Below are 26,166 nucleotides of genomic sequence, written 5' to 3' on the forward strand. Positions count from 1 at the left end.
TGCCGCCGGTGCCGGTGGGTTCGTTCCGGTGGTCTCCGAGGGGCCGGGCGGGCAGTGGGCCCCGGCGGCGGCCGGGGACTGGGCCCCGGCCGGCTCCGGGGGCGGTGGGGATGATCGTGTCGAGGAGTGCCGCCGGCTCGTGGCCGATCCCGACCCGGCCGTCACGACCAGCTGCCTCTACCCGGTCTTCCGCACCACCGGCCCGGACGCCCCAGCCGGTGGCGCCCCGGCCGCCGGCCCGGCCGTGGACCCGGCCGAGGCCGCCCGCCGGGCGGTCGCCTCGCTCACCCTGACCGAGCCGGGCCTTCTTCTCGACCCGGACCCCGCCGCCAACGAGTGGGGCGCCACCGCTGTGGGGTTCCACACCTGGTTCCACGCCCCCGACCCGGGTGTTCTCCGCACCAGTGCCACCGCCGATGGCCTGACCATCGACATCACCGCCACACCCGGCATCCTCACCGTGGACACCGGCGACGGCCGCCGTCAGGCCTGTCGCCGTACGGTCCCGTACCGCAACCCGGACGGGGTCAATGCCCCGTCCCCGTACTGCGGGCACGCCTGGGAACACACCGGCGAGTACACGGTCACAGCGACCCGTACATGGGAGATCACGTGGTCTGCCGCCGGCCGGTCCGGGACCGACACCGTCACCCGGCCCGCCGGTGCTCGTGCCGTCACCGTCATCGAGCTCGTCTCCGTCCTCACCGAACCGGACCGATGACACCCGAGAGCACACGGACCGGGACCATGCGCGGGGCCCCCCGCAGCTCCAGCCGGGCGACCCCACCCGACGCCTCGAGGCCTGCTCACGGTGCCCGCGGATGACACTGCGACCAGGAACGACGATCATGATCCAACCCCTGTGGACGAGTCTCTGGGAGATACCGGACAGAAGAATGGAGTGGTTGGTGTTTTTCGGGCGGTGGGTGGAAGTGATCGTGAGGTGGGGTTGGGTCGTGTCGGTGCCGGGATGCGGTGCGGGGTTTGAGGGGCGGGTCGTTCTCGGGATCGTCCCGGGGGTCCGGGCCGGTGGCCGGGGTGGCCGGATCGTACGGTCTTGTGGCGCGGGCGGTCGGGGGCCGGGTCGCAGGATGGCGGAGGGAGTACCCCGGTCTCGGCGCTGATGCCGTGACCGCGGAAGGGCACGCCGGGATCGGACGTCTGAGGGCGGGGCTCCGGGAGGCCCGCGTGGGGAACGGGTTCCTGGAGGGAGCGGTGGTCTTCTTCGCCCGGGGGTCCGGGTGGGCGTGGGACGCCGCCGCATCCGCCGCGGAGGAGGCGACCGCCCCGTCCGGTCCGTGTGCCGGTGGGTGGAGGTATCCGGGTCCGGCTGCTGCGCCCGGCGGAGCCGTCCCGGGTCCTCGACGGCCCGGCGGGGGAGGACCCGGCGGCCGTCATCGTCGGGTTCTTCGACGAGTCTCTGAACGGGCCCACCGGTTGCCGCCGGGTCCGCGCGGGGCCGGCCCGAGGCGGCGTCGAGGCCTCTCGCTCGGCGTGGTCCGCGGGATCGTGGTGGCGGCGGGTCCGGTTGCCCGTCGGCCTCGGGGACGGGCCGGGACGGATCGTGCCGGCGCCGGATCTTCCGGGCCGGCCGGGCCGGCTGGCCGGGGCGTCGTCGCCGCCGCGCCCGGGATGAGACGGGTGGGCGGCATCGCGCATGGTCCGGCCCGGCGGGGATCCGCCCACCCGGCGGTCGTCGTGGATTGCTCCCCGGGGGAGGGGTCGTCGGGGGCGCGATCGCCGGTCGCATGCGCGCCGGGCTCGTCGCCGGGGCCTCGGCCGTGGCCGTGCCGGGCCCGTCCACCGATCCGTGGTGTTCAGGGTCCTCCACTCGGATCGGGGGGCTCGATGCACGTCGGCCGGATGCACGGGATTCATGGCCGGCCGCGGGGTCCTCCCGTCCGTCGGGCGGGCCGGCAGCTGCTGTGGCACTGCCGCCGCCGAATCGTTCACCGCGGTCTCGGGGAAGGAACTCGTGAACCGTGGGGTCCACTCGGCCCGGGACCATGCGATCCGGGACGTGACAGCCCGGACCGGGTCACGATGCGATCACGAGCGTCTCCACTCGGCGATCGACCACCGGACCCCCGACCAAGCCGACACAGAATGGAGACAACAACACAAGGCAGCAGCCCGAGACCAACCATCAACCACTACCTGAAAAACCCACATCACTCCACATCACGACCTATGGCCGTCATGAAACGAAACCGTATTTTTCGTGGATTTCCTGTGCTGTTTCGGATATGATTGGGACATGCAGGTTGAGGTCACCGGGGAAGAAACCGCCGTCCTGATCAGGTGGAAGAAGCGCGCGGACAATTATGTGTTGGTGCGGATGAAAGCAGAAGCGATCCTGTACGCTTCTCGAGGCGTTGATGTGAGCATCATCGCTGAAATGGTTGAGCGCAGCGTGAAAACCATCCGGGAGTGGCTGGCCGGTTGGCGGGACAGCAGGATGTGCTCGGTGCTGACCGGGCATGCGGGGAACCAGAACGCGGCGAAACTCACCCGTGCCCAGAAGGAAGACCTCAAGGCCGTCTTGGCCCAGCCGCCCTCACAGTCCGGGATTGATGCCGAGTTCTGGGACGTCCCAGCGATACGTGACGTCGTGAAGATCCTGTTCGATGTCGAGTACGAGTCAGATTCTTCGTACCAGCTGCTCCTGCGGTTCTGCGGGCTGAGTTTCAAGCTGCCGGACCCGTTCGACAAGCACCGCGACGAGCAGGCCGTCACCAAGCGCATGGTCGAGGTGAAAGCCCAGGTCAAGGACCTGTTGGACGCCGGTTGGGAGGTGTACGCGGCAGACGAGGTGCGCCTGGAGCATGAGGCCGAGACCCGCCGCATGCAGCCCCCGAAAGGACAGCGCACCAAACTGTCCGTGGACCGGAAGAAGACGTCCCAGTCGTTCTTCGGTGCTCTCTCGTTGACCAGCAAGAAGGTCAAGTTGTATCCGATCGAGGGGAACCAGAACACCGAGCAGACAATCCTCGCGCTGGACCGACTTCAACGCGAAACCGACACCGAGAAGATCGCGGTCGTCCTCGACAACGCCCGGTTCCACCACGCCAAGATGCTGACCGGTCTCTACGAGCCCGGCCGGCTGCTGGAACGCATCACCCCGATTCATCTGCCACCGTATGCGCCCGACCACAACCCGGTCGAGCACGTCTGGAACACGGCCAAGAACAACATCGCGAACATCCAGCGCGAGACCCCCGAAGAAACCTTCGGCGCGTTCGCCTCATACATCACCGGCCGAACATTCGACTACGACTTCGAACACCTCCCACCCCGCGAAACCAGAAACGATCTTGTTTCATGACCGCCATACAACCAGTCTTTCGACATCGTCAACCAGATCAAGGTGGACGACGTTGCCGCCTTCCTCACCTCCGAGGAGGCGAGCTCCGAGCAGATCGCCGAGGACAACGGCCTCATCGACAGGGCACGGACGCAGGCCGAGAACCTGCTCACGGCGCACGTGGCGACGGCACGTGGCGCACGTGGCGACGGCACGTGGCGCACGTGGCGACGGTGGTGTCGAACACGCAGTATGCGGACTACTCGGTGGACGTCGACTGGGATGACTGATCGGGACGCGCAGCGCCGAGCGTGACCCCTGCAGACCTACGTCCGGGCCGTACCGACATGTCTGCGGCCATGAGCAATGGTCACCACGTCGAGCTCGAGCCGGGTGCAAGTGCGCAGAAGCGACGCGCCTGGCGGCATATGCGACCGGCACGTCGCTGCGCGCGTCGAGGGATGCGGACGCCTCACCGGGGACGACGCGGCGTCACGAAGACGCCCAGCGCCGCGGCGAATGCGATGACACCGGCGCCCAGCAGCACCCAGAACGAGGTCTGGACGCCCGCCGTCGTTCCGGCGACCGGATCTGCGGGGCTGGCCGCCTGCGCCTCGTTGACGAGCGAGGCCGCCACGGCGGTGCCGATGGCTCCGCCGAGCTGCTGGATGGTGTTGAACGCGGCATTGCCATCCGCCTGGAGCTCGTCAGGCAGGCTGCGCAGCCCGTTCGTCATGGAGTTCGAGACGGACAGCCCTTGACAGACCGGGATGAGCAGGTAGATGAGCGCCAGCCGCACTCCGGAGCCGTGGGCGCCGAGGGCGGCGAAGAGCCCCAGAGCCAGCACCTCGATGACGGCACCGGCGAGGATGGGACGCATCGCCCCTAGGCGGTCGAGGATCCTGCCGCCGAACGGGGTGAGGGCCGCGCCGATGATGCACCCGGGCAGCAGCAGACAGCCAGCCGCGAAGGAGCCCATCGACCCGACCACCTGGGCGAAGTACGGGATGAGGTAGCCCAGCGCCAGCACGACGGCCTGGATGAGCACCACGTAGAGAACGCTCAGCGTGTAGGTGCGGTCGGCGAAGACGCGCACGTGAAGCAGGGGCCGCTCGGAGCGCCGCGACAGCAGAAGGAAACCGGCGAGGAGCATCAGGGCCAGAGCGAACAGGCCGAGCACCCTCGGGCTCGTCCAGCCGCTCGTCGAGGCGGCATTGGCGGCGACGACGAGCGCGACGAAACCGGCCGCCATGAGCAGGAACTGGACGGGACTGAAGGGCACCCTCCTGGTCTCACGAGACTGACGGATGGTCAGGGCGCCGAGGACGAGGGCGAGCACGAGGAAGGGCAGCAGTACCAGGAAGATCGAGCGCCAGCCGAAGGCGCCGATGAGGAATCCTCCGAGCGAGGGACCGACGGGGGGCCATGGCGGTGATGAGGGTGGCGACGCCCATCATGGTGCCCAGCTGGGCCAGCGGCACCTGCTGCAGCACGATGGTGAACATGAGGGGCAGGGCGATGCCCGTGCCGAGGCCCTGCAGGACGCGCCCCACGATGAGCAGGACGAACTGCGGGGCGGCCGCACACACGAGCGTGCCGACGAGGAAGGCGACCATGGCCACGACGAAGAGCGTCCGGATGCGGAATCTGCGGATGAGGAACGATGAGATCGGCATGATCGCCGAGAGCACCAGCAGATAGCCGGTGGTGACCCACTGCACGGCGGCCGTCGTCACGCCGAACTCGCGCATGAGTGCGGGAAAGGCGATGTTCATCGCGGTCTCGACGACGACACCGGCGAACGACATGACGCCGACGGCGACGATGGAGATGACAAGACGCTTGTCGAGACGTCGTTCGAACTCCGGCACGGTCCTTCTCGATCCTCCCCCGGTCCCGCGGTCATCGACGGCGCCGACAGCCGCGGAGACGCCAAGGGCCATGGGTATCACGGTCTTCCGGACGGGGCAAGGACGCCCCCCTGGGGCGGCGTTCTCCTCGGTCCGGACTCCGTCACCGGCGGGATCGGACCGACCGCCCCTCGGAATGCTGATGCTCTGTCCCGCGCCCCGCCCAGGCGCTGCAAGACGACCGCCACCTACTCCTCCTGAACGCACGCGCCCCATCGCCCGCCATGATGGTGACGAGTCGCCGAACGACGCGATGGGCACCCGGTTCTCGAGGACGGCGGGTCCGTGGACCCTACCGCCCCGGGCCGGTGGCCCTCAGGGCGCGCACCGACGACTCGGGCAGGAGACAGGAGAACCATGAGCACCATCCCAGCGCGCGCCGCTGGCGCCATCGCCCTGGCAGGCCGGCCGACCGCGAGGATCGGCTACGGCATGGGGGCGCTCACCGGGGCCGTCTCGGCCGGGCGCCTCACCGGCGATGCCGCCGTGTCGCTCCTGCGCCACGCGAGGGAGGAGGGCGCCCAGTTCTTCGATACCGCGGAGTTCTACGGGCAGGGCCTGGCCAACCAGCTGCTGGCCAGGGCATTCGGATCGCACCGGGACGAAGTGGTGTTCACGACGGAAGTGGGCGCCCGGCCCGTGCCGGGAGCCGTGCCGATGACGGCGGCGCAGCGTCCCGACGAGCTGCGGCAGGCGGTCGAGGCGAATCTGCGCTCGCTGGGGACAGACCGGCTCGACCTGGTTCATCTGCGGAGGATGGACATGCCGCCCGGCCTGGTTATCACCGATCCGCAGCAGCTGGTGGACCTGGACGACCAACTCGCCGCGCTGGAGGCTCTTCGCGAATCGGGGACGATCGGCGCCATCGGCCTCAGCCACGTGTCCCTGGCACAGCTGGAGCGGGCGCTTCCCGCGGGCATCTCAGCGGTGTCGAACATCTACAACCTGCTCGACCGCACCCACGAACCGCTCCTCCGCCTCGCCGAGACGGGCGCCATGGTCTGGGCCCCTACTTCCCGCTCGGGGCGGAGGCTAAGCCGGGCTGCTCGCCCACAGCCCGCAGTCGCTGGTCATCGCCGGCACCTCCTGCGTCGACCATCTCGACGAGAACATCGCCGCAGCGACCCTGCGACTGCCGCCGGAGGTGCTCGCCCGGCCCGATGCCGCGGTCTCTCGGCCATGAGTCACCGCCCAGCATGCAGCTCGCAACGCGTCCCGCCCCGAACACGTCGGGGCGACTCACTATCGTGTGAACCGTGACAATGCAGAAGCAGGACGCCGCATCGACCGAGCGGGCCAGCGGCTGGCATGACGATCCGATCAAGGGGAAGGCCGAGGACAAGCTCAACCGGGCTCCCGTGGCCGAGCGGCTCACGGACCTGATCACGAGCAATCATTCACCAGAATCAAGCATCGTCTACGGACTCGAGGGGCCGTGGGGATGCGGCAAGTCGTCCGTCATCGCCATGCTCACGGAGCTGCTCGAGGACAGGAAAGGCTGGAGGGTCGCCTTCTTCACGCCGTGGGCAACAGCTGGAACCGACGGGATGATCTCTGAATTCTTTGCGTCCATGTTGAACGCCGTCCCAAACAGCGATACGGCCAGACGTGAAGGATTCCGGAAAATTTTCGCGAACTGCATGATGGTTGCGCGACCGGTCATGCCACTCATCCCGAAGGTCGGCACCGCCCTCAACAGCGCTGTCAAGGTCATCGAGGACAGCCTCGAAAAATCATGGAAACAGTGCTTTGATGAGCTGTCGAAGGAGCTTCAAAAGCTCGGGATCTCGATACTGGTCGTCGTCGACGACATCGACAGGTTGCAGGCCGATGAACTGCTCGACCTGCTCAAGGTCGTGCGACTGCTCGGCCGGTTCCCGGGCGTGGACTACCTGCTCGCCTACGACGAGCAGAGCCTGATCGAGATCCTCCGATCGCCCGATGGGAGCGGCCTGTCCCAGGCCAGGGCCCGCTCGTTCATGGAGAAGATCGTGCAGTACCCGCTCTCCCTTCCCCCTCTGCTCACGGGGCAGATCATAAAGATATTGACCACCCGATTGAATGAACTGCTGTCATCCGGTCGGCTGGGCGCAGGTCTTGACGACTCACGCATGGGAGGCATCATCGGAACCACGATGCCGTCCCAGCTCAGGACCCCACGAGCGATCGAGAGATTCCTCGCCCAAGCGAACGAGGAGATCAAACTCCACGACCCACGGGAGATCGATTGCGTCGACCTACTGCTCGCCGCTTTCCTCCGGGTCCAGTTCCCAGACGTGCTCTCCCGACTCCAGGACTGGAAGGAACGTCTCACGGCCGACGATCCCCCCAAGGAGGGGAAGGCTGCGTGGAACCCTCTTCTCGAATCCTTGGAGGAGCGGGACAGACAGGATGCGCTCTCCACGCTGGAGGCGATCTTCCCAGCAGTCGCAGGAGGAGGAGTCATGGAGGGAAGTTCTCCACGATTCGCGAATCGCTTGTACTTCGACCGCTATCTGGCACAGGCGATCCCCGACGGAGACGTTCCGGACGCAGATGTCAGGGATGCGCTCGAAAGGGCTGCCAATGGCGAGCAAGAAGACCTTACGAAACTGCTCCATGTCGCCGACGACGACCGCTCATACAATGTGCTGACCAAGATTGATTCATGGTATCCAGAAATCTCTATGATGCCCTATCATGACGAACCCATGGGTCCGGCGACTCCAGCCCTTCTGAGGGCATCCATGGAACTTCTCTCGGCATGTCCGGATGACACGAATCCATTATTAAATAAGAGGTTCATAATGCTTCGTCGTTGGGCGATCAAACTCCTTCTCCTGCTGGCGGACAAGGAATCACCCGATGACCTACGTGAAGCATTGACAGCCTGCCAGTCCTTGGACAAGAGAATAGAGATAATCAAGTTGATAGCAGGAGAATCTGAGCGCATTCGCCTCGAATCAAACTTTTCAGACATACTCGAGAGTGAGACCGAAAAACTGATACCCGAGCTGCTCAAGAATCTTCGAGACCGCGACGGCGCCGACACCGATGTGAAAATGGCGTACCTCCTGACCCATGTGCGCAAACACTCGCCTTCGACGCGCGACGAACTCGTCAAAGGAATTCGGGAGGGGATCGAGAACGGCGAGTTCACACCGGAGGACGTCGCAGCGCGTCTGGTCGGCCGCAGCCCTTCGCGCAGGGGATACGGGAACCAGTGCTCAGCTTCATTCGCCGGACAGTTGTTCACCGAGCTCACCGGGATACCAGCTCGAAGCACTGACGACAACGATTCCTCTGAAATATCGATGGACGACAGTTGGGAGGGCCGTAGAAGATTCGCCGCCCAGTTCATCGAAGATACCAGGGAAAGACCTGATGAGGTTGTCGATCGCAGCACTGGCTGATCTTCGACCGCATGGTGCAGCCGACCGGGCAGGAGGCACCACCACGAGGATGGACGGTGAGAATCATCGACAGGGACCACTGGAGTGAAGTGGGTTTCTCGGACAGTGGTGAATGTCTGGTTCAGGCTGTCTGGTTGTTGCGTCTCCATTCGGTGTCGATTTCGTTGGGTGTGCGGTAGTCGATCGCCGAGCGGGGGTCGTTTGTGATTGTATGGCCGTCAATTGTGAAGAGCCCCTTTTCTCAGCGGGTCCGCTGGGCGCGCAGGACGATGTCCCTGGTGTGGAGGGCCCCCGCTCCCCCGCTGACACGCCGCTGGCGCGTCTGATTGGTCAGGATCGTCCAGCCGTCGTCCAAGACGCGGAGGACATGCTGCGGCATGACGACGCCGCCGAAGTCGCCGTGATGCCCGTGGGGTGAGCCGGACACGTCGTGGTGGATGAACAGCAGCGTCCCGCCGGGGGCGACCAGGCTGGTCAGCAGGCGTTCCGCCGCTCGATCCGCTGTGCGTCCCAGCGCCGGGTACTGGGCCGAGACGAGCTGGAACGACCCGGGGTCCAGGTCTGCGTCGAGCAGGCCGGCATGCAGCCACTCGACGTCCACTCCGGCCTTCGCCCCGTTGGCCCGGGCCCGTTCGAGGGCGACGATCGAGACGTCCAGCCCCGTGGTCCGCCAGCCCTGCGAGGCGAGCCAGATGGCGTCGGCCCCCTCACCGCAGCCGACGTCGAGGGCACGGCCGGGTGCGAGGCCGGCCGCCTCGTCGACGAGTGCGCCGTTGGGGTCACCGCTCCAGACCCGCCCGGACTCGCCGTAGCGCGTGTCCCAGTACGCGGGGTCGCTGGGGTCGGGGGCTGCCTCGTCATGAGCAGTGGGGCTGGCGTGACTCACGCGGCGAGTCCAGGCGAGCGATCACCTGATCTCCATGGCCGGAGACGTTGGGCGAGGGCGTGGACGTGCACAGGATGCATGAGCGGGCACGTCGCATGCCTGTTGCGCCGAGGAAGAAGGCATCGTGGGGGCCGTCCGAGGATGCCCACTGGCCGTGGCCGTCCTCCAGATCGTCCCGACGCTCGTCGGGCTGGTCCAGCTGCTGCTCGCGCCGCAGTGGTACGCACCAATGCTCGAAAACACGGTGTTCGCCGGCCAGTGCGGCCGGTGAGCAGCACTGACGGCTCAGTAGTGGTAGCGCGCCTGCAGGATGATCAGATCATCGCCGTCGACGAGGTAGACCAGACGATGCTCCTCCGTGATGCGCCGAGACCACGCGCCCGGCGCGCCGTATCTGAGTTGTTCCGGTCTGCCGATGCCGTCGAATGGGTCGCGCAGGCATGCGTCGATCAGCGTGTTGACACGCTTGAGGATCTTGCGGTCAGCCGTTTGCCAGTGCTCGTAGTCCTCCCACGCAGAATCGACCCAGACCAGGCGCATCTCAGGCGTCCTCACCCGATCGATCGAGTTCATGCACGACAACCTCACCGCCCCGGGCGCGCTCGCAAGCGTCCAGCAGACGACGGGCATTGGCCGGAGAGCGGAACAGGTAGGCCGTCTCCTGCCATTCCGCGTACTCATCGGCGGGCATCAGGACGGCATTGCCATGACGAGAAACGATCTCGACCGCATCACGATCCGCATTCACCCGCTCGATGAGCGGGAACAGTGTCCTGCGAGCCTCACTGGCACTGATCGACATGAACCCTCCTCGCGATCGCTCGTACCGGATCACGGTACCACTCCGAGGCGGCGATCATCGGTGGATTCAACCGACCTGGACGAACGCGTCAAGAGCGGAGAGCAGGACCTGCTGGTGCTCGGGTCCTCGGGTTCGCCCTCACTCACTTCTTGCCCCCAGCTGCAAGCCCCGTCCTGAACTCCACCACGTCGCCGTCCTGCATGACGTAGTCCTTGCCCTCCAGACGCACCCTCCCGGCGGCCTGGCACTCCTTCTTCGAGCCGTACTCGACCAGGTCGTCGTAGCTGACCACCTCGGCCTTGACGAAGCCCTTCTCGAAGTCGGTGTGGATGACGCCGGCGGCCTGCGGGGCGGTCCAGCCCTTGTGGATCGTCCAGGCGCGGGACTCCTTCTCGCCCGCCGTGAGGAAGCTCCGCAGGCCGAGCGTGTCGTACCCGACGCGGGCCAGCTTGTCGAGGCCCGGCTCGTCGACGCCCATCTCGGTGAGGAACTCGCGGGCCTCGTCCTCGTCCATCTCGACGAGTTCGGCCTCGAACTTCGCGTCGAGGAAGATCGCCTCGGCAGGGGCCACGAGCTCGCGGGTGCGGGCCTTCAGCTCCTCGTCGGCCAGCTCGTCCTGGTCGCAGTTGAAGACGTAGATGTACGGCTTGGCGGTGAGCAGCCACAGATCGCGCAGCGGCTCGAGATCGAGCCCGGCCTGGAAGACGCCCCTGCCGGCGCCGAGCACCTCGTAGGCCTCGCGGTAGGCGGCGGCGCGGGGGCGGGACTCCTTCTTGATCGCCGCCTCCTTCTCGATCCTGGGCAGCACCCTCTCCATCGTCTGCAGGTCGGCGAGCACCAGCTCGGTGGTGATCGTCTCCAGGTCGGAGGCCGGGTTGATCGAACCGTCGACGTGTGTGACGTCGGCGTCCTCGAACATGCGGGTGACCTGGCAGATCGTGTCGGCCTCGCGGATGTTCGCGAGGAAGGCGTTGCCCATGCCCTCGCCCTGGCTGGCGCCCTTCACGATGCCGGCGATGTCGACGAAGCTCACCGTGGCGGGCACGAGACGCTGCGAGCCGAACATCCTCCCCAGCACCGCCAGTCGGGGCTCGGGCACCCCGACCACGCCGACATTGGGCTCGATCGTCGCGAACGGGTAGTTCGCCGCGAGCACGTCGTTGCGGGTCAGAGCGTTGAACAGGGTCGATTTACCGGCGTTGGGCAGGCCGACGATTCCGATGGTGAGTGCCACGTCCGCCCAGGTTACCCTTCCGCCGCCCCTCCGGCGCCGATCAGGCCCCGGCCCAGTGGGCGCGGAGCGCCGCGCACAGATGCTCCGGATCGCTCGTGCCGCACATCTCGCGGGTGGAGTGCATCGACAGGATCGGCACGCCCACGTCGACCGTCGGAACGCCCAGCCGCTGGGCGGTGAGGGGCCCGATCGTCGTGCCGCAGGCCACGTCGTTGTTCGAGACGAACACCTGGTGCGGCACCCGGGCGGCGCGGCAGGCGCGCTCCCACAGCGCCGTCGAGATCGCGTCGGTGGCGTAGCGCTGCTGGGCGTTCACCTTGAGGGCCGGCCCCCGGTTCATCGCCGGCTGGACGAGGGGGTCGTACTTGGCCGTGTGGTTGGGGTTCACCGCGTGCGAGGCGTCCGCCGAGATGCACGAGCTGCGCGCCAGCAGGGCGCGGCGGGCGTCGACGCCCAACCCGTAGCCGTCGGCGATGCGCGCCAGAACGTCGGACAGGAGCGGGCCGGCCGCCCCGGAGGCGGTGCCCGAGCCGACCTCCTCGTGGTCGAAGGCGACGAACAGCGCGATGTCGCGGCCCGGCCGGGTCTCCCCGATCGCCCGGTAGGCCGGATAGGTCGACGAGAGGTTGTCGAGCCTGGCCGAGGCGAAGAACTCGCCCCCGATGCCGAAGACCGCCGGAGCCTGGGTCGGGACGACGCGGATGTCGCCGAAGGCGACCTCGCCCGCGGGGACGCCCGCCCGGGAGCACACCCACTCGACGATGTCCGGTTCGTCGCCGAGCCCGTAGCTGGGCACGAGCTCGTACTGGCGGTCGATCGTCAGCCGCTCGTTGACGCCGCGGTCGAAGTGGGGCGCGATCTGGCTGACGCGCAGCACCGGGCCGGTGGACACGAGGCGCTCGACGCCGTCGAGGGTGACGACGCGCCCCGCCAGGCCCAGCTCGCGGTCGAGCCAGGAGTTGAGCAGCGGGCCGCCGTAGACCTCGACGTTGGCCTGCTGCCAGCCGGCGCGGACGAACGACGGGGAGGGCTTCAGAGTGAGCGCCGGCGAGTCGGTGTGCGTGCCGACGATGCGCACCCCCGCGTCGTCGTCGAGCCCGTCGGGCGCGACCCAGGCGACCAGCGCGCCGCCGCGCACGAGGAACCGCCGGCCCGCGACGCTCCCCCACTCCTGTCGCTCGTCGAGCCGCGTGAAACCGGCCTCGGCGAGGCCCTGCGCCATGACGGCGGCGGTGTGGTAGCTGGTGGGGCCGGCAGTGATGAACTGCGCGAAGCCCGTCATGAAATCCGTGGGATCGGCCATGGCCCCATTGAACCAAGCCGCGCCGGCACAACCCGACCGCACCGGCGGATCGTCCTCCGGCGGGGGCCATTCCGCCCCCGCCGCGAATCGCGACCCGACGAGCCCCTTCGGGAAATCGTCAGTGCCCGCTGGAAAAGTTCGGGCCATGGACGCCACGACACTCATCTGGGCCCTCATCCTGATCGCCGTCGGCCTGGCGGTCGGCTTCCTGCTGGGCCGCTCGCAGGCGCGTTCGCAGGCGGGCGAGCAGCGGACCGAGCTCGCCCGAGCGAAGGCCGAGCGCGACGCCTCCGCCGCGCAGCTCCAGGCGATCACCTCCGACCGCACGTCGATGGCCCACGAGTTCCAGCGCCTGTCGGCCGCGACCGCCGAGCGACAGGCGGTCAGCGTCGACCGCACGGCCAAGGCCCGGCTCGACCAGACGAGGAGCCTTCTCGAGCCGATCAGCACGAGTCTCCAGGCGATGAACGACCGTCTGCTCCAAGTCGAGCGCGACCGGGCCCAGGGGGCCGCCGACCTGCGCCGCCAGGTCGAGACCGTCGCCTCCAGCAGCGAGTCGCTGCGCAAGGAGACCGCGGCCCTCGTCACGGCCCTGCGCCAGCCGCAGGTGCGCGGCGCCTGGGGCGAGACGCAGCTGCGCCGCGTCGTCGAGATCGCCGGGCTGGTGGAGCGCTGCGACTTCGACACGCAGGTGGCCGTCGCCACCGACGACGGCGGCCTGCGCCCCGACATGCGGGTGGCGATGGCCGATGGCAGGGCGATCTTCGTCGACGCCAAGACGCCGCTGGGCAACTTCATCGACGCCTTCGCCACCGACGACCCCGACCAGCGCACCGCCCTGCTCGGCCAGTACGTGAAGAACGTGGTGACCCACATCAACCAGCTGGGCGCCAAGAACTACTGGCGGCTCGACGCGGGCAGTCCCGAGATGGTGATCCTCTTCCTGCCGTCGGACGCGCTGCTCCAGGTCGCGCTCGACGAGCGCCCCGATCTGCACGAGTACGCGGCCGCCCACTCGGTCTTCCTGGCCAGCCCGTCGATCCTCATCCCCATGCTGCGCGCGGTGCAGCACGGCTGGAAGCAGGCGGCGTTCGCGCAGTCGGCCCGCCGGGTCGCCGCCCTCGGCAGCGAGCTGTACGAGCGCCTCGCGACGATGAGCGGCCACCTCGACAAGCTGGGCCGGTCGCTGGCGACCTCCGTCGAGGCCTACAACAGGACGATCGGCTCGCTCGAGCAGCGCGTGCTCGTGAGCGCCCGCCGGATCAACGAGCTGCAGGGCTCCGACGGCGAGCTGGAGAGCCCGCGCGCCGTCGAGACGAGCCCGCGCGTCATGACGGCGCCCGAGCTGGTGTCCGACGAGGACCGGCGCCCCGGCAATCCGAAGGCGTGCTGAGGATCATGGGGATGATCATGAAGGAGACCGGCGGCCAGGACCGGCGCTCCGGCAATCCGAAGGCGCGCCGACCGAAGGCGCGCCGAGGGGCCCGACGGGACACCGACGCGAACCAGGAGGACCCTGCGCCCCCGCTCCGATCAGAAAAGAGGCGGCGGGGTCACGGAGGCGGCGACCGTGGGCGCAGTGAGCACGGACCGTGAGCACAGGGCGTCATGCGCCGGGACGCGCCGAGGAGACCCGGCCCCCTCATCCTCCCCCCCCCCCCCGGACAGTGCTCGGCCGGCGCCCGAGGAGTGCGCCGGCCGAGGCGGGAGCGGGCAGGCCGCCCGTCGGCGAGGCGGCCCGAGAGCGCAGTCAGGCCCAGTCAGGCCCCTGTGACGGCGGGTTCGGAGGGCGCGGCGGGCCGATCCTCGGCACCCGACGCGTCCGCGACCGGCCCGACGGCCCGAGGCGCCAGCGGGGAGCGGGTCCTGCGGCCGGGCCCGCCGGCGCGGCACGCGCGCAGCTCCGGCGGCAGGGCGAAGCTCAATGACTCCTCGACCAAGCGCTCCTCGTCGGCCCTCGGGTAGCCGAGCTCGGCCAGCCGCTCGAGCACGCCGTCCACGAGCCGCTCGGGCACCGAGGCACCCGAGGTGATGCCGATCGTCGTCACGTCCTCGAGCCAGGCGGGGTCGATCTCGCCCGCGTTGTCGACGCGCTCGGCCCGCCGCGCGCCGTTCTCGAGGGCCACCTCGACCAGCCGCACCGAGTTCGACGAGTTGCGCGAGCCCACCACGATCACCAGGTCGGAGTGCCCGGCGATCTGCTTGACCGCGCCCTGGCGGTTCTGGGTGGCGTAGCAGATGTCGTCGCTCGGCGGGTCGATCAGACGGGGGAAGCGCTCGTGCAGGCGCTCCACGGTCTCGCGGGTCTCGTCCACGCTGAGCGTCGTCTGGGTGAGCCAGGCGAGCGGGGCGCCGGGGTCGATGTCGAGCTCGTCGACATCGTCGGGGGTCTGCACGAGCGTGATGTCGTCGGGGGCCTCGCCGGTGGTGCCCTCGACCTCCTCATGGCCGGCGTGCCCGATGAGCACGATCGGCACGCCCTGCTTCGCGAAGCGCCTCGCCTCGTGGTGCACCTTGGTCACCAGCGGGCAGGTCGCGTCGATGGTGCGCAGGCCGCGCTCGACGGCCTCGGCGCGGACGGCGGGGGAGACGCCGTGGGCGGAGAAGATCACGAGCGAGCCGGACGGCACCTCGGAGAGCTCGTCGACGAAGACGGCGCCCTCCTGCTCGAGGGTCTCGACGACGTGCCTGTTGTGGACGATCTGCTTGCGCACGTAGACCGGCGCCCCGTAGACGGCCAGGGCCCTCTGAACGGTGACGACGGCGCGGTCCACGCCCGCGCAGTAGCCGCGGGGCGCCGCCACGACGACGCGCTTGGCTGGCTGGGAGGCCGACGCATCACTCATGCGGCCAGTCTACGGGCCCCGTCATCCGGGCCGGCCCCGGATTCTTCACGGCTGAGGGCCCGCCGAAGGAGGCTCGGCACCCTGGCCGTCGTCCACGTGCCGAGGGCTCGCCATCGGGCTACGAGCTCCCCCGCCGGGTCGGGCCGGCGGCCGCGTTCCGGCGCCCGTGAGCGGAACTCGCCGATCCTTCCGGAGTCCACGCCGACAACCGCTGCGCCCCGACGCCCGGGACCGGGACCCCTCGCCTCCGGGAGCCCTCGTCGGGGCGACCGGCGGGAGGACGGATGCTCCCCGGACACCGAGGACGACACGGCCATGCGGCTCAACCGACACCATCGAGACGACCGACAGGAGAGCAGGTACCCCCGGAGCCGCCTGCCGCCCGGCGCCCCGGACCGTCGGCTGCGCCGACTACCGTGAGGGGCATGCCTGGAACACCGACCGAGCAGGGCCCGCGCAACAGCCCCGAGACCGCCCAGCCGCTGGGCGCCGTCGTCGGCATGCTCAAGGGCTGGGTCGAGCGCTGCGGATGGGTCTGGGTGAGCGCCCAGATCATCGAGCTGCGCCGCCGGGCCAACTACAGCATGCAGTTCCTCACCCTGCGCGACACCTCCCTGGAGGTCTCGGCGCAGGCCACCGCGACGAACGCCGTGCTCGACGCGGCCGGGCCCCTCACCGAGGGCACCACCGTCCTGGCCTGCCTGCGCCCGCGCGTCTGGAACAAGACGGCCCGTCTGTCGTTCGAGTGCTCGGTCATCCGGATCGCCGGCGAGGGCCGGCTGCTCGCCGAGCTGGAGCAGCGCAAGCGCGCCCTGCAGGCCGAGGGCCTGTTCGACCCGGCCCGCAAGAGGCCCCTGCCCTTCGTCCCGTCCCGCATCGGCCTCATCACCGGTGCCGGCTCGGCGGCCGAGCGCGACGTGCTCACCAACACGCTGCGCCGCTGGCCGGCCGCCCGGTTCGAGGTGCGCCATGCGCTCATGCAGGGCCCGCGCAGCGCAGCCGAGGTCGCCGCGGCGCTGGTCGAGCTCGACGCCGACCCGCGGATCGACCTCATCGTCATCGCCCGCGGAGGCGGCTCCCTCGAGGACCTCCTGCCCTTCAGCGACGAGGGGCTCGTCCGGGCCGTCGCCGCGGCCGCCACCCCGGTGGTCAGCGCGATCGGTCACGAGCCCGACACCCCGATCCTCGACCTCGTCGCCGACCTTCGGGCCTCGACCCCCACCGACGCCGCCAAGCGCATCGTCCCCGACGCCGCCGACGAGCAGCGGTACGTCGCCGAGCTCCTGGGCCGGGCGCGCACCGCGATCGACGCCCGCGTGAGCTCCGAGTACTACGAGCTGGGCCGGCTCGCCTCGCGTCCGGTGCTCCGCGACCCCGGTTCGGCGCTGGCCGGCCACGTGCAGCAGCTCGAGATGGCGCGCCTGCGGCTGCGCACCACGATCGACCGCATCGTCGCCGAGGAGTCCCAGGCGGTCGACCATGCGCTGGCCCAGGTGCGGGCCATGTCCCCGAAGGCCACCCTGGAGCGCGGCTACGCGATCATCGCCGACTCCGACAACGCCTCGGTCGCCTCGGTCGGCGACACGGAGCCCGGCGAGCAGCTCATGGTCTTCCTCGCGGACGGCCGGCTGGTCGTCGAGGTGGACGACGCGATCCCCGGCCCCCGGCCGGCTGATCCGGCGGGGGACGCGACCCGGGCCCGCGCCCCTCGTTGAGTTCCCGCATCGGATGCGACAGTGAATGGCGGCACGTGAATGGGGTGGCACGGCCCGCGCGCCCGCGGCCCGCGTGGAGGCACGACCCCCGGGCCACGACCAGCCCGACAACACGACCAGTGGAAGCAGTCCCGACGGGCAGCGACGGGCGGGACCGACGGAAGGAGAACCCATGGCGGACGAGAAACCCAGCTACGAGCAGGCCCGCGCCGAACTGGCCGAGGTCGTTGCGAGGCTCGAGTCCGGCGGTGTGCCGCTGGCCGAGTCGATGCAGCTGTGGAAGCGCGGCGAGGAACTGGCCGCCTACTGCCAGGCCGAGCTCGACGGGGCGCGCAGGCTCATCGACGAGGCGCGCCGGACGGCGCAGCCCGACGGCGGCCGGCCCGACGACGAACCCGCCGCGCAGGACGGCTGATGTGCGGGTGTTCTCTGCCGGGTGGGGTGCTCTTGTGCTGGTTGCGCGGGGGTGCTTGTTCGTTGCCGGGTGTCGGGGTCGGGGTGCGGTGTGTCGTGCGATGCGTGGTCGGTCTGGTGTTCGCGGGCTGGTCACCGCGGTTCCCGGTTCCGGCGGGGACGGTCGAGCGGGGGCGAGCGGGGGTTCGGGGTCGGGCGTGGCCCTGTCGGGTTGCTCGTAGGCGTGTCGCTGGTGCGCCCTTCACGGTGCAGCGGTCCTGTCCGGCGGGCCGGGCGACGGGATCATGGGGGTGCATTGCCCGGGTTTCGTGGAGGCTCGGTTAGTTGGTTCCGGCCTCTGTGAGGACCGGGTTCCTACGCCCTGACCCATCAAGACCCGGAAACCCGCCACCCCCACAGAGCCCGAGCCGGCACCCCGGGATCGGCCCCTCGCGGCCCCGCGCCGGTGGTCCGCCTCCATCGAGCGACCGGCCGGACGCAGGCCCCGGGAGCGTCCTCCCGCCAGGGTCCGGGCGACCGGGGCCCGGGCGGGCGTCGCGGCCGGGCCCGAGGACGGTCCCTCGGAGGACGGCCCCTCGGTCGAGAATGTTCCCGTCCTCCTGCGACGGGGCCCCTCCGCACGACCGTCGAGCACTGCGCGAGGAACCCCGCCCCCCATGGCCGTGGTGCTCATGGGCATGAACGCGGGGACGACCTCTCAGTCGAGAATGTCCTCGTCAGGATCGACGTCGTCCGCCGAATCGGCCTCCGCGCGGTCCGGGCCGGCCGGCTGCTCCGGGGGGATCCGCCCGCCGGCCTCGTCGTCCCGGGCGGTGGTCGTCACGGCGACCGCCCCGGAGTCGAAGTGACGCTCGAGGTCCTCGTCGAGCCTGTGCGTCGACACGGGGCGGCGGGTCTGCGGGATGAAGCCCGGGTTGTGCCACACGAGCCCGCTCGGCACCCGTTCGGCACCCTGCTCGGGTCTCGGGTGGCGCCAGTCGACGCACTCCGCCGCGCCGTCCGCCCCGGCCCGGTCGTCCGCCGCGACCGCGTCGCCGGCGGCCTCCTCGTCGTTGTCGGTCCCGTCGCCGCCGGTGGTGTCCCGCGGCTCGTCGCCGTTGATGACCATTGCTCCCTCATTGCTCCTGTCCGCGGGGAGCCCCTCCGACTGGGGCGGCCCCATCGGGTCTCATCCACAGTAACCGAGGGGCGGACTCACCGACAGGAGGCGAGCCAGATCGCGACGAGATGGCACCCGGCGCCGAGCACCGTGCCGGTGTGGAAGAACTCGTGGAAGCCGAACCATGCGGGCCAGGGGTTGGGTCTCTTGAGGGCGTAGCACACGGCGCCCGCCGTGTAGCACAGGCCGCCCGCGAGGAGGAGCCAGACGACCGCCGGCCCGCCGGCCCGCCAGAACTGGGGCAGCCAGAACAGGGCCGTCCAGCCCATGACGACGTAGAGCACCGTGTAGAGCACGCGCGGCGCGTTCATCCACAGGTTGCGGCAGGCCACCTCGGCGACGGCGCAGCCCCAGATGAGCGACAGCAGCACCGCCCGGGAACCGCCGTGCAGCAGCAGGACGGCCAGGGGCGTGTAGGTGCCGGCGATGAAGATCGCGATGTTCGAGTGGTCGAAGCGGCGCAGCACCGCGCCGACCCGCCCCGACCAGTGCCCGCGGTGGTAGACGGCCGAGTTGCCGAAGAGCATGAGGCCGGTGAGCAGGTAGATCGCCTCGCTGACGCGCCCGGCCAGCGAGTGCGTGACGACGATGAGCGCGAGCCCGGCCAGCAGCAGCAGCGGGGCCGTGACGGCGTGCAGCCAGCCGCGCAGGCGGGGTTTGGACTCGGAGGGGGGCGCTGCACGGACGATGCCGGGACGGGACTGCAAGGGCATCTGCTCATCACCTGGGATCACCTAACCTACCGTACCGTAGGTTAGGGTCCCGGGGAAGTCTCCTCCCCTGTCGATCACCTGATCCTCCCCCGACGCCGACAGCGGCCCCGTGGCGGCTTGTAGTCTTGGCCCATGGCGCGCCGGGACATGGTGAACAGGGCGATCGATCGCCTCAGCCCTGAGGGTCTCATCTACACGACCTACCAGAACCGGCTGCGCGGCGCCCTCGACCCGCGCTCCCTGCCCCGCCACGTCGCGGTCCTCGCCGACGGGAACCGCCGTTGGGCCCGACTCAACGCCCCCGGACGACCCCTGGAGGTCGGTTACCAGGCCGGCGCCGCCAAGCTGTGCGACTTCGTCGGCTGGTGCGACGAGATCGGCATCGGCACCGTCACCCTGTGGGTGCTGTCCACCGAGAACCTCCAGCGCTCCGCCGACGACGAGCTGAACCCCCTCATGGAGGTCATCACCCGGCTCACGGACGACCTGGCCGCCGCCCCGGGGCACCGCGTGATGATCGTCGGCGACCTCGACCTGCTGCCCGCCACGATCGCCGAGCGCCTGCGCAGCGCCGAGCGCTCCAGCGCCGGGCACTCCGGCACCCAGGTGAACATGGCCGTCGCCTACGGGGGCCGCCACGAGCTGCGCGACGCCGTCCGCTCGCTGCTGGCCGCCGAGGCGCAGCGGGGCACGACGCTGGAGGAGCTCGCCCGCACCCTCGAGGTCGACCAGATCTCGGAGCACCTCTACACGCGCGGCCAGCCCGACCCGGACCTGCTCATCCGCACCTCGGGAGAACAGCGCCTCAGCGGCTTCCTGCCCTGGCAGAGCGCTCACTCGGAGCTGTACTTCTGCGAGGCGCTGTGGCCCGACTTCCGCAAGATCGACTTCCTGCGCGCCCTGCGCTCCTACCAGCAGCGCGAACGCCGTTTCGGCAAGTGAGGCCTTGTGGCCACTGGGATGCCTCGTGCAGCGGTCTCCGGGCCGGCACGCGAACGCCTCTTCGGCACGTGAACCGTCCGGCCGGGCCGCCGGCACGAGCGACCCGTCGGGGCCGGCGGCCCGCACGCACCCTCAGGGCACCCGCCCCTCGGACGGGCCGTCCGGGCGGTCCGCTCCGGTCGGGCCGGGCGTCGCGGGCACGCCCCGCCCGCTCCGGGCCCCGGTGGCCCGTGGGCTCAGATGACCCACGTGTCGGCCGGGTCGGGCGCCTGCGCGCCGGCGCGCAGGCCGGCGAACAGGTCCGTCTCGGGCATGAAGGTCGGCACCGCCGAGTAGACCAGCTGGTAGTCCTCGGTGGGCCAGACGCGCCGACGGATCTCGACCGGCACCTGGAACCAGGCGCCGTCGGGGTCGATCTGCGAGGCGTGGGCGCGCAGGGCGTCATCGCTGCGCTCGAAGTAGTCGCCGCAGGGCACCCGCGTCGTGATGCGCTGCTCGTAGTCGAGGTTGCCCCAGCGGGCCAGCCGCTCCGCGTACGGGTGCCCCAGACCGGCCGCGGCCATCGCCTCGTCGAAGGCCGCGAAACGGGCCCGGTGGAAGCTCACCTGGTAGTAAAGCTTGCTGACCTGCCAGGCGGGCCCCGACTCGGGCAGCGCGTCCGGGTCGGCGGCCATGCGGAAGGCCGCCATGGAGACGCGGTGGCACTGGATGTGATCGGGGTGCGGGTAGCCGCCGTTCTCGTCGTAGGTGGTCATCACCTGGGGACGGAACTCGCGGATGACCCGCACGAGCGGGGCTGCGGCCTCGACGGGATCGGTCAGACCGAAGCAGCCCTCCGGCAGCGGCTCGTCGGGGCTCTCGGGCAGGCCGGAGTCGATGAAGCCCAGCGAACGGTGCTCGACGCCCAGGATCGCGCGCGCGGCCTCCATCTCGCCCTGGCGCACCTCGGGCATGTTCTCCCAGACCTCGGGGCGGTCCATCTTGGGGTTGAGCACGCTGCCGCGCTCTCCGCCGGTACAGGTCGCGACCATCACCCGGGCGCCCCCCGCGATGTACCTCAGCGTCGTCGCGGCCCCCTTGCTCGACTCGTCGTCGGGGTGGGCGTGCACGTGCAGCAGACGGAGCCCCTCGTCCGCCCCTTCTCGACCTCCCGGCACTGGCATGATCCTCATTGTGCACGCTCACGCTCGACGCACCGAACCGTGTCCACAGCCGTCATAGGATGGAGCAATGACCGACAAGCAGACGATCTGGATGACGCAGGACGCGTACGACAAGCTCGCCCAGGAGCTCAACCGCCTGAAGGGGCGGGGCCGTGCGGAGATCGCGAAGAAGATCGGCGCTGCGAAGGCCGAGGGCGATCTGTCGGAGAACGGCGGCTACCACGCCGCGCGCGAGGAGCAGGGCCAGATGGAGGCCCGCATCCGTCAGCTGGAGCAGATGCTGCGTACCGCCGATGTCGGTGGCGCCCAGGAGGAGCCCGAGGAGGTCGCCGCGGGGATCACCGTGACGATCGCCTACGACGGCGACCCCGACGACACGGACGTCTTCCTGCTGGGCAGCCGCGAGATGCTCGGGGCCGACGACTCGCTGGACACCCAGGTCTTCAGCCCCCAGTCCCCGCTCGGCGCGGCCGTGCTGGGGCACCGGGCCGGCGACGAGGTCTCCTACGAGACGCCCAACGGCCGGCAGATCAGCGTGACGATCGTCAAGATCGAATCGCGCGCCTGAACCGCCGGGGCCGAGCAGCCGGGCCACCACCTCGGAGCGCGCTGCGCCCCGACCGACCGCCCTCGCACGCACGACGGTGGTCTCGTCGACGATCTACTCAGGGACTCGTAACCGACCGGTCACCGCGCACGGCGCCGCCGCGTGCGCAGGGGCGGTGTCGGCCTTCCGGCGCCGCAGCACGTCATGGAGGTGGAGCGCCGCCGTGCGCGCGTGGGACGTCCGCCATACCGAGCGGGTTCGTGCACCGCCCGGCCGTGACCCGTGGTCGGGACCCCCATGGTCCCGACCGACGCACCGGAACCGCTGCCGCATGCTGGTCGGCATGCCGCCCGGACGCTGCAGAACGAGTCCCCCGCGGCCGGAATCACCGCCCGATGGGCGTCTCCGAGCCCTCCGCGCCGCCGTCACGGGCGTCCTGGTGCGCGGCCTGCACCTCGCGGACCCTCTCGACGACGAGGCGGGCGCCGTCCCGCAGCCGCTCCCCGCCGACACGCAGCCAATCGCCCGCGGTCGGCCTGTCGGCCTCCTCGGGGAAGGCCACCGGGTCGCGCACGACGATGCGACTCATGACGCCCGACAGCTCCGTGCGCGCCTGCCCCCGACCGACGACGTACTCGTCGAAGCGGTCGCCCCTGCCGCCGGGCCAGCGCACCGCGCCGAGCTGGTTCCTGGCTCTCAGCGCGGCGTCCGCGCCGGCGGTGAGCTCGACGACGAGGCCGCCCGACTCGACGCGCAGGACGTTGGCCCCCCGGCTGAGCGGGCCGCTCACGACGGCCGAGCCGGCCTGGAAGAGGCCGTCGTTCAGCTGGGCGACATCGCTCAGCCTGGTGAGGCCGGCGCTCACCCGCACGCGCCCCCAGTGCGGGACGCCCCGGCCCACGAGGGAGCCCCCGGAGAGCTGGGTGTTCACCTGGATGTGCGGATTGACCCTCACCACGAGGGCCGCCCCGAGCCCGAGCTGCTTGAGGTCGTCGGCGCTCCGGGGCGGGTGGATGGGCGAGAAGCCCCTGACGCTCGGCCCGAGGTGCCCGGTGGCCAGGATGTCGAGCCCGTCGGCGCGCCGGCGCAGGGTGTGCTGGCCGCTCACGACGACGGTGTCGACGGCCTCGTCGCCGATGACGCGCACCCGCTGGCCGGTTGCGCGGATGGTGACCGCGTTGATGCCGCCGCTGCCGGTCAGCTCGGGGATGGGGCGGGCGCTCACGGCGCCGGGCAGCGCCTCGGGTTCGTCCTCGGCCCGCTCCAGCGCGGCGATGCGCCGGGAGGCCTCGGCGGTGTCGATGGCCCCGCGGGCCAGTTCGGACAGGATCGCGTCAAGCTCGGGGGAATCGCTCATGGCGTCAATATAAGGGATCGGCCGACCCGGCCCCGACCGTCCCGCCCCGCGGCCGCACCGTTCAGGGGTCGTCCGGGGGCGCCCCGTCCTCGGGGCCGGCGGGGGCCTCCCCGGCCCGCCCGACGGCGCTTCCGCCTGCGCTCGTGGCGTCGTCCCCGATGCCCCCGGCGGTGTCGCCGGCGACCCGTTCCTCGGCGTCGAGCACCTCGTCGGCGGTGGTCAGCTCGTCCTCGGCCGTCTCGTCGGGGTGCATGGCGCGCAGCACGCCGGTGACGAAGGCCACGATGGGGATGGCGAAGACGCCGCCGACGATGCCGGCCACCGACATGCCCACCGCGATGCCGACCAGGACGGCCAGCGGGTGGATCGAGACGGCGCGGCCGAGCAGCAGGGGCTGGAGCACGTGGGACTCGAGCTGCATGACGGCCACGAAGATGGCCAGCATGATGACGGCCTTCCAGAGGCCGAGGGTGACGAGCGTGACCGCGACGGCGACGACGCCCGAGGTGATGGCGCCGATGATCGGCACGAAGGCGCAGACGAAGGTGAGGGCCATGATGGCGAGCCACAGGTTCGAGCCGAGGGCCGCGGCGCCGATGCCGGCTCCGATGCCGTCGACGGCGGCCACCGCGATGGCGGCCCGCACATAGCTGGACAGCGAGGCCCAGCCCGAGACGATGGCCGGCATCACCGTGAGGCGGCTGGCGCGCGTCATGAGCCGCACTCCCCCGTCGACGAGGCGCGAGCCGTCCTTGAGGAAGAAGAAGGTCGCGAACAGGGCCATCGCCGCGCCAGCGAAGAACCTGCCGATGCTCGAGCCCGCCGTGGCCGCGGCCGCGGCGAGGGTCGCGCGCGAGTGCTGCACCCAGTCGGTGGCCTGCGAGACGAGCGAGTCGATCTGCTCGGCGTTGATGTGCAGCGGGCTGTCGGCCAGCCAGCCCACGAATCCCCGCGCGCCGGCGATGGCCTGGTCGACGAGCTGCGTCCACTGCGTGGCGATCTGGGCCCCGACGAGGCTGAGCAGGCCGAGCACGATGAGCGCGACGAGCAGGAGGCAGCCCAGTGAGGCGAGCCACCTCGGCCAGCGGTGCCGGACCATGCGGGCGTTGAGGGGCTGGAGGGCGGCGGACAGGAGCAGGGCGACAGCCAGGGGGATGACGACCTCGGACAGCTGGGAGCCGAGCCACCACAGGAGGGCGACGAAGGCCGCGGCGATGAGGATCCGCCAGCTCCACGCGGCGAGGATGCGCAGCGGACGCGGCACGAAGCTCTCGACACTGGCGCCGCGCAGCGCGGTGAGCTGCTCCGCGGTGAGCGTGATCGAGTCGGACGCCCGGGGGTCGGGGTCCGGCCCGGGCCCGTCCTCGCGCCCGTGGACGCGCCCGCGCGCGGAGACGCCGAGCCGCGGGATGCGCCCGCCGAGGCCCGTGAGCGCGTTGCGACGGTGGCGCGAGCTGCTGTCGCCGGTCGAGACTGCCATGTCGGCCAGTGTGCCATGCGGCGCGGACCCGATCGGGGAGCCATGCGGCGAGCCCTCGCGCCAGCGTCCGGGCCCGGATGCGCGGGGCGACGAACCGGGCCCCGGCTCGGATGATCATCCCGGGTGCGCGCCGCTACCCTGTTCTGTGATGCGCGGGCGCCCGGACCGCGCAGGAGGAGGCATCATGGCAGTCCACCCGATCAGCGAGCTCATGGCGCCCGACTGGGCACAGGCCCTGGCGGGCCAGGAGCAGCAGATCCACGCCATGGGCGAGTTCCTGCGCGCCGAGATCGCCGCCGGACGCGGCTACCTGCCCGATGGGGACCGGGTGCTGCGGGCCTTCAGCAGGCCGCTCGCCGACGTCCGGGTGCTCATCGTCGGCCAGGACCCCTATCCGACGCCCGGGCACCCGATCGGCCTCAGCTTCGCCGTCGGGCGCGACGTCCGCCCGCTGCCGAAGAGCCTCGCCAACATCTACCTGGAGCTCCAGAACGACCTGGGCATCGCCCCGGCCCCGCACGGCGACCTGACCGGGTGGTTCGAGCAGGGCGTCCTGCTGCTCAACAGGTGCCTGACCGTCCAGCCCGGCCGTCCCGCCGCCCACCGCGGCAAGGGCTGGGAGCAGGTCACCGGCGCCGCCATCGACGCCCTCGTCGCCCGCGGCGGCCCGCTCGTGGCGATCCTGTGGGGACGCGACGCCCGGTCGCTGGCCCCGATGCTCACCGCCGGCGGGATCCCCGTGATCGAGTCGTCCCATCCGAGCCCGCTGTCGGCCCGCTCGGGTTTCTTCGGCTCGCGACCCTTCAGCCGGGCGAACCTGGCGCTCGCCGCGGCCGGGGCCCCGCCCATCGACTGGGACCTGAACGGACGCTGAGGCGGGCACGGGCCCGCCGCGTCGGCCCGGGGCCGGGGCTCGGGCGCCGGTCGTCGTGCCGGAGCGCGCCGCCCGGCGCGGGAACGCAGTCGGGCCCCGCAGCGCCGCCGCCGCGGGGCCCGTCG

Annotated in this window: 22 protein-coding genes and 1 pseudogene; 10 read left to right on the top strand and 13 right to left on the bottom strand. The window is 70.6% G+C overall.

Going from position 1 to position 26,166, the window contains the following annotated elements; genetic code table 11:
• Positions 1-28: 28 nt before the first annotated feature.
• Positions 29-721: a hypothetical protein gene (locus EGX94_RS03550; protein ID WP_123825903.1), complete on the top strand. Its 693-nt coding sequence runs from the start codon at positions 29-31 to the stop codon at positions 719-721.
• A gap of 1,536 nt (positions 722-2,257) precedes the next feature.
• Positions 2,258-3,325, top strand: coding sequence for an IS630 family transposase (locus EGX94_RS03555; RefSeq protein WP_081707332.1), 1,068 nt, complete (start codon positions 2,258-2,260; stop codon positions 3,323-3,325).
• Between the two features lie 451 nt (positions 3,326-3,776).
• On the opposite strand, the gene EGX94_RS03560 is transcribed toward EGX94_RS03555, so the two are convergent.
• Together EGX94_RS03560 and EGX94_RS14020 are read right to left on the bottom strand one after the other, a co-directional pair.
• Positions 3,777-4,694 (bottom strand): MFS transporter, encoded by a 918-nt coding sequence (locus EGX94_RS03560; RefSeq protein ID WP_081707333.1) that lies wholly within the window; start codon positions 4,692-4,694, stop codon positions 3,777-3,779.
• Positions 4,597-5,175 carry an MFS transporter gene (locus EGX94_RS14020; protein WP_021796966.1) on the bottom strand — a complete coding sequence of 193 codons (579 nt, stop codon included), beginning with the start codon at positions 5,173-5,175 and terminating at the stop codon, positions 4,597-4,599. Before EGX94_RS14020 ends, EGX94_RS03560 begins: the two co-directional genes overlap by 98 nt.
• A gap of 396 nt (positions 5,176-5,571) precedes the next feature.
• On the opposite strand from EGX94_RS14020, the gene EGX94_RS03570 reads away from it, so the two are divergent.
• Positions 5,572-6,474 (top strand): aldo/keto reductase, encoded by a 903-nt coding sequence (locus EGX94_RS03570; RefSeq protein WP_021796964.1) that lies wholly within the window; start codon positions 5,572-5,574, stop codon positions 6,472-6,474.
• Between the two features lie 2 nt (positions 6,475-6,476).
• Positions 6,477-8,606 carry a P-loop NTPase fold protein gene (locus tag EGX94_RS03575; protein ID WP_226906068.1) on the top strand — a complete coding sequence of 710 codons (2,130 nt, stop codon included), beginning with the start codon at positions 6,477-6,479 and terminating at the stop codon, positions 8,604-8,606.
• Between the two features lie 241 nt (positions 8,607-8,847).
• On the opposite strand, the gene EGX94_RS03580 is transcribed toward EGX94_RS03575, so the two are convergent.
• The 5 genes from EGX94_RS03580 to EGX94_RS03600 all read right to left on the bottom strand — a co-directional run bounded on the left by EGX94_RS03580 (position 8,848) and on the right by EGX94_RS03600 (position 12,831).
• Positions 8,848-9,492 carry a class I SAM-dependent methyltransferase gene (locus EGX94_RS03580; protein WP_021797564.1) on the bottom strand — a complete coding sequence of 215 codons (645 nt, stop codon included), beginning with the start codon at positions 9,490-9,492 and terminating at the stop codon, positions 8,848-8,850.
• Between the two features lie 285 nt (positions 9,493-9,777).
• Positions 9,778-10,065 carry a Txe/YoeB family addiction module toxin gene (locus EGX94_RS03585; RefSeq protein ID WP_450091336.1) on the bottom strand — a complete coding sequence of 96 codons (288 nt, stop codon included), beginning with the start codon at positions 10,063-10,065 and terminating at the stop codon, positions 9,778-9,780.
• The gene (locus EGX94_RS03590) at positions 10,034-10,294 is read right to left on the bottom strand and encodes a type II toxin-antitoxin system Phd/YefM family antitoxin (RefSeq protein ID WP_021797566.1); all 261 of its coding nucleotides are present in this window, start codon (positions 10,292-10,294) and stop codon (positions 10,034-10,036) included. Before EGX94_RS03590 ends, EGX94_RS03585 begins: the two co-directional genes overlap by 32 nt.
• 142 nt (positions 10,295-10,436) lie before the next feature.
• Entirely contained in the window at positions 10,437-11,528 is a 1,092-nt protein-coding gene (ychF, locus tag EGX94_RS03595; RefSeq protein WP_021797565.1) for a redox-regulated ATPase YchF, read from the bottom strand.
• A gap of 40 nt (positions 11,529-11,568) precedes the next feature.
• Positions 11,569-12,831, bottom strand: a complete 1,263-nt coding sequence (locus EGX94_RS03600) for a M18 family aminopeptidase (RefSeq protein WP_043121620.1) — start codon at positions 12,829-12,831, stop codon at positions 11,569-11,571.
• Between the two features lie 145 nt (positions 12,832-12,976).
• Between EGX94_RS03600 and rmuC the strand changes: the two genes are divergently transcribed.
• Positions 12,977-14,224: a DNA recombination protein RmuC gene (gene rmuC / locus EGX94_RS03605; RefSeq protein ID WP_021797570.1), complete on the top strand. Its 1,248-nt coding sequence runs from the start codon at positions 12,977-12,979 to the stop codon at positions 14,222-14,224.
• A 493-nt stretch (positions 14,225-14,717) separates the two neighbouring features.
• On the opposite strand, the pseudogene EGX94_RS03610 reads toward rmuC, so the two are convergent.
• Positions 14,718-15,677 (bottom strand): annotated as a pseudogene (locus EGX94_RS03610) (4-hydroxy-3-methylbut-2-enyl diphosphate reductase); the annotation flags it as partial.
• 425 nt (positions 15,678-16,102) lie between these two features.
• Between EGX94_RS03610 and xseA the strand changes: the two are divergent.
• Together xseA and EGX94_RS03620 are read left to right on the top strand one after the other, a co-directional pair.
• Complete coding sequence (gene xseA, locus EGX94_RS03615; RefSeq protein ID WP_021798298.1) at positions 16,103-17,392, top strand: exodeoxyribonuclease VII large subunit; 1,290 nt, start codon at positions 16,103-16,105, stop codon at positions 17,390-17,392.
• 172 nt (positions 17,393-17,564) lie between these two features.
• Complete coding sequence (locus EGX94_RS03620) at positions 17,565-17,807, top strand: exodeoxyribonuclease VII small subunit (RefSeq protein WP_043122619.1); 243 nt, start codon at positions 17,565-17,567, stop codon at positions 17,805-17,807.
• Between the two features lie 696 nt (positions 17,808-18,503).
• On the opposite strand, the gene EGX94_RS13320 is transcribed toward EGX94_RS03620, so the two are convergent.
• Positions 18,504-18,914, bottom strand: coding sequence for a hypothetical protein (locus tag EGX94_RS13320; protein ID WP_021798297.1), 411 nt, complete (start codon positions 18,912-18,914; stop codon positions 18,504-18,506).
• Positions 18,915-19,000: 86 nt separating this feature from the next.
• On the bottom strand, positions 19,001-19,678 hold the full coding sequence (gene trhA / locus EGX94_RS03630) for a PAQR family membrane homeostasis protein TrhA (RefSeq protein WP_051245576.1): 678 nt from the start codon (positions 19,676-19,678) through the stop codon (positions 19,001-19,003).
• A gap of 132 nt (positions 19,679-19,810) precedes the next feature.
• Between trhA and uppS the strand changes: the two genes are divergently transcribed.
• A complete protein-coding gene (gene uppS / locus EGX94_RS03635; protein ID WP_021798300.1) occupies positions 19,811-20,620 on the top strand; it encodes a polyprenyl diphosphate synthase in 810 nt (269 codons plus the stop codon).
• Between the two features lie 236 nt (positions 20,621-20,856).
• Here the strand turns inward: uppS and mca are convergent, their stop codons facing one another.
• Complete coding sequence (gene mca / locus EGX94_RS03640) at positions 20,857-21,783, bottom strand: mycothiol conjugate amidase Mca (RefSeq protein ID WP_043121397.1); 927 nt, start codon at positions 21,781-21,783, stop codon at positions 20,857-20,859.
• A gap of 67 nt (positions 21,784-21,850) precedes the next feature.
• Between mca and greA the strand changes: the two genes are divergently transcribed.
• The gene (greA, locus tag EGX94_RS03645) at positions 21,851-22,351 is read left to right on the top strand and encodes a transcription elongation factor GreA (RefSeq protein ID WP_021797424.1); all 501 of its coding nucleotides are present in this window, start codon (positions 21,851-21,853) and stop codon (positions 22,349-22,351) included.
• Positions 22,352-22,715: 364 nt separating this feature from the next.
• Here the strand turns inward: greA and EGX94_RS03650 are convergent, their stop codons facing one another.
• Both EGX94_RS03650 and EGX94_RS03655 read right to left on the bottom strand, forming a co-directional pair.
• Complete coding sequence (locus EGX94_RS03650) at positions 22,716-23,687, bottom strand: hypothetical protein (RefSeq protein WP_021797421.1); 972 nt, start codon at positions 23,685-23,687, stop codon at positions 22,716-22,718.
• Between the two features lie 61 nt (positions 23,688-23,748).
• Positions 23,749-25,167, bottom strand: coding sequence for an AI-2E family transporter (locus EGX94_RS03655; protein WP_021797423.1), 1,419 nt, complete (start codon positions 25,165-25,167; stop codon positions 23,749-23,751).
• 184 nt (positions 25,168-25,351) lie between these two features.
• Between EGX94_RS03655 and EGX94_RS03660 the strand changes: the two genes are divergently transcribed.
• Entirely contained in the window at positions 25,352-26,041 is a 690-nt protein-coding gene (locus EGX94_RS03660; RefSeq protein WP_021797422.1) for a uracil-DNA glycosylase, read from the top strand.
• Positions 26,042-26,166 lie beyond the last annotated feature (125 nt).

It is taken from the genome of Propionibacterium acidifaciens (genome assembly GCF_003798325.1).
Taxonomy (GTDB): Bacteria; Actinomycetota; Actinomycetes; order Propionibacteriales; family Propionibacteriaceae; genus Propionibacterium; species Propionibacterium acidifaciens.

Bases quoted from the DNA above. Each gene is read 5' to 3' on its own strand.
- EGX94_RS03655 (WP_021797423.1), bottom strand. From the start codon at position 25,167: ATGGCAGTCTCGACCGGCGACAGCAGCTCGCGCCACCGTCGCAACGCG.
- mca (WP_043121397.1), bottom strand. From the start codon at position 21,783: ATGCCAGTGCCGGGAGGTCGAGAAGGGGCGGACGAGGGGCTCCGTCTG.
- EGX94_RS03590 (WP_021797566.1), bottom strand. From the start codon at position 10,294: ATGTCGATCAGTGCCAGTGAGGCTCGCAGGACACTGTTCCCGCTCATC.
- rmuC (WP_021797570.1), top strand. From the start codon at position 12,977: ATGGACGCCACGACACTCATCTGGGCCCTCATCCTGATCGCCGTCGGC.
- EGX94_RS03585 (WP_450091336.1), bottom strand. From the start codon at position 10,065: ATGAACTCGATCGATCGGGTGAGGACGCCTGAGATGCGCCTGGTCTGG.
- EGX94_RS03660 (WP_021797422.1), top strand. From the start codon at position 25,352: ATGGCAGTCCACCCGATCAGCGAGCTCATGGCGCCCGACTGGGCACAG.
- EGX94_RS03620 (WP_043122619.1), top strand. From the start codon at position 17,565: ATGGCGGACGAGAAACCCAGCTACGAGCAGGCCCGCGCCGAACTGGCC.
- EGX94_RS13320 (WP_021798297.1), bottom strand. From the start codon at position 18,914: ATGGTCATCAACGGCGACGAGCCGCGGGACACCACCGGCGGCGACGGG.
- greA (WP_021797424.1), top strand. From the start codon at position 21,851: ATGACCGACAAGCAGACGATCTGGATGACGCAGGACGCGTACGACAAG.
- uppS (WP_021798300.1), top strand. From the start codon at position 19,811: ATGGCGCGCCGGGACATGGTGAACAGGGCGATCGATCGCCTCAGCCCT.
- EGX94_RS03570 (WP_021796964.1), top strand. From the start codon at position 5,572: ATGAGCACCATCCCAGCGCGCGCCGCTGGCGCCATCGCCCTGGCAGGC.
- xseA (WP_021798298.1), top strand. From the start codon at position 16,103: ATGCCTGGAACACCGACCGAGCAGGGCCCGCGCAACAGCCCCGAGACC.
- EGX94_RS03575 (WP_226906068.1), top strand. From the start codon at position 6,477: ATGCAGAAGCAGGACGCCGCATCGACCGAGCGGGCCAGCGGCTGGCAT.
- EGX94_RS03555 (WP_081707332.1), top strand. From the start codon at position 2,258: ATGCAGGTTGAGGTCACCGGGGAAGAAACCGCCGTCCTGATCAGGTGG.
- trhA (WP_051245576.1), bottom strand. From the start codon at position 19,678: ATGCCCTTGCAGTCCCGTCCCGGCATCGTCCGTGCAGCGCCCCCCTCC.
- EGX94_RS03650 (WP_021797421.1), bottom strand. From the start codon at position 23,687: ATGAGCGATTCCCCCGAGCTTGACGCGATCCTGTCCGAACTGGCCCGC.
- EGX94_RS03600 (WP_043121620.1), bottom strand. From the start codon at position 12,831: ATGGCCGATCCCACGGATTTCATGACGGGCTTCGCGCAGTTCATCACT.